Below are 2,197 nucleotides of genomic sequence, written 5' to 3'. Positions count from 1 at the left end.
AGGAGGGTAAATTTTCAGCGTTGCTGGCTCCCCGTCAGCCGGATTGGGTTGCATCGCAGGGGTGTCGAAAGAGTCAACTGCGGTCCAAAGCTGTTGGACTTGGGTGAAAAGGGCGTTTATTCTTCCTATACGTGAACCGCATCCTACGGAATGAGTAACCCTTGCCCTATTGTGAGTAGAACGTCGTATAATTCAAACGAAAGCAGTTAATAGGTATGAAATATCACAGCACAAAAGAGCGACAGGACATGTTTAGATGATGTTATTATAAAATAATAACATCATGGATGAATAAAAAATAATTTTCTATCTTTACAACTATGTTATACTTCTATGATAAGGCTATGATGGCAAAGCCTTGGTTTTCCTAATCAAATAGTCGCCGAGATGGCTTCAATGCGACAGTAGGTCTACTGTCTCACAATTAATTCATGTATCAGATTTTTGTTCCCTGATGGGAAGTGTTATCCATACGAAAAGAATATGGGTAAAGTGTTACACCTGTATATGACATTCAGAATGTCCTGTCGGGGGAACTGGTACCAATTTAATAAAAGAAAACAGTATAGAAATGACAATCGAAGATATGCAAACATTAGCCCTAGAGCATGGGCTGAGAATTTCGGAAGAGATGAGCGTCAATGAGATGGGCATCGACTTTAGAGTTGCCTTTGTAAAGGAAGTAAACGGTGAGAACTGGGTACTCCGTATACCTCGAAGAAGCGATATGCTTGAACAAATCGAAAATGAAAGTAGAATATTGGATTTAGCCAAAAGAAACCTGTCGATCAATGTCCCTGATTGGAAAATTGTATCGGAGCGCCTAATAGCCTACCCTTTACTGGAGGATGCGCCTGCTCTGACATTCGATGCGATAACACATGAGGTTTCTTGGAACATAGATCGCGATAGCATAGCTTATGTGGAGTCTCTGGCAAAATCATTGGCCGAATTACATCGTATTACAGCTGACGATGTGAGAAAGAGCAACTTGAAAATAATGACTCCAAGTGAATTGAGGACCGAAATAGCTGACCGTATCCACTTGGTGAAATCTGAGATAGGTATCAGCGAGCCGTTGGAAAACAGATACCGTAGATGGTTGGACAATGACCCTTTGTGGCCTGAATTCACTTGTTTCATCCATGGCGATCTCTATGCAGGGCATGTCTTAACCTCGAAGGAAGGTAAGACCTCTGGTATCATAGATTGGTCTACTGCGCATATGGGTGATCCTGCACTGGACTTTTCTGGTCACGTATCGGTTTTTGGAGAGGATAGCCTGAAGAGTTTGATAACGGAGTATGCTAAACAAGGCGGAACGATATGGGATAGGCTCTACGAACAATCTATAGAGAGGGCTGCTGCAGCTCCATTAGCATATGGCGCTTTTGCGGTAGAGTGCAACGACGATAATCATATCAATGCCGCCAGAGCAGCCTTAGGTATTGTTCAATAAAATGATGTGAGGATACTTTTTTAAATGCTAAAATAGGAGTTCGATTGGTGCCACTTAAGAGTATCATTGATTTCTATTTTAGCCAGTATCCTCCACTTTTAGGAGCTCCTCGAAACTCGATTTTATGATCATCTCTTAAGATTTTGAGCCACCGCTCTACTATCTTGACAGGAACTAATAGCTCGTTTACTAAAAATGGTGCACGCTTTCCTGGATTAGTTCTTATCTGATTAAATAGTAGATTTACTCCCTCACTTACTCCCTCATTAGATTCGAAAAGTAGCTTTGATGAGACAATAACTCGAAAACCGTGCTGGAAATTTTCAAAGACAGGGGGACGCAGACCATAGGATGCGAAGCCTTCTTGGATTCGTTTGATGCCTGACCCATATTTTTCAATAAAATGCGCTTCTTTGAACGTGGCAGATATCCTTTTATTGCGCGCCCATGGCGAGTAATCTTCACGAAGAAGCTGATCAATCGTTAAGTTATCAGCTAAACCACCTGGATTGAAAAACTCTATGGAATTGTAATACACCCTGATTATGGAATCGGCAAATTAATTTGGACTTGGGTGAAAAGGGCGTTTATTCTTCCTATTACGTTGTCGGCAGCGGGCCAAAAAGGAATACGTCCATGCCCATCGAGGTGAAACCGGCTGTGAGCGCGGGTTCAAGCATATAGCCCGACAGGCGCGTATCCTTGCCGATCACGACACGATGGCGGTGGTCACCGCGA

Annotated in this window: 2 protein-coding genes and 1 pseudogene; 1 reads left to right on the top strand and 2 read right to left on the bottom strand. The window is 42.7% G+C overall.

What is annotated here, in order from left to right; all coding sequences use genetic code 11:
- Positions 1–571 precede the first annotated feature (571 nt).
- Positions 572–1,459 carry an Mph(E)/Mph(G) family macrolide 2'-phosphotransferase gene (gene mph / locus FTV34_RS17050; protein ID WP_071830579.1) on the top strand — a complete coding sequence of 296 codons (888 nt, stop codon included), beginning with the start codon at positions 572–574 and terminating at the stop codon, positions 1,457–1,459.
- Between the two features lie 73 nt (positions 1,460–1,532).
- Here mph and FTV34_RS17045 read toward each other — a convergent pair whose 3' ends face one another.
- Positions 1,533–1,997, bottom strand: coding sequence for an ATP-binding protein (locus FTV34_RS17045; protein ID WP_071830580.1), 465 nt, complete (start codon positions 1,995–1,997; stop codon positions 1,533–1,535).
- Positions 1,998–2,064: 67 nt separating this feature from the next.
- Positions 2,065–2,197, bottom strand: a pseudogene (locus FTV34_RS17040) (hypothetical protein); the annotation flags it as partial.

This window comes from Acinetobacter sp. YH16038 (assembly GCF_013417275.1).
Classification (GTDB): Bacteria; Pseudomonadota; Gammaproteobacteria; order Pseudomonadales; family Moraxellaceae; genus Acinetobacter.
Note: the sequence above shows the minus strand (reverse complement) of the source record. Positions and strands in the feature narration are given on the sequence as shown.

Bases quoted from the DNA above. Each gene is read 5' to 3' on its own strand.
- mph (WP_071830579.1), top strand. From the start codon at position 572: ATGACAATCGAAGATATGCAAACATTAGCCCTAGAGCATGGGCTGAGA.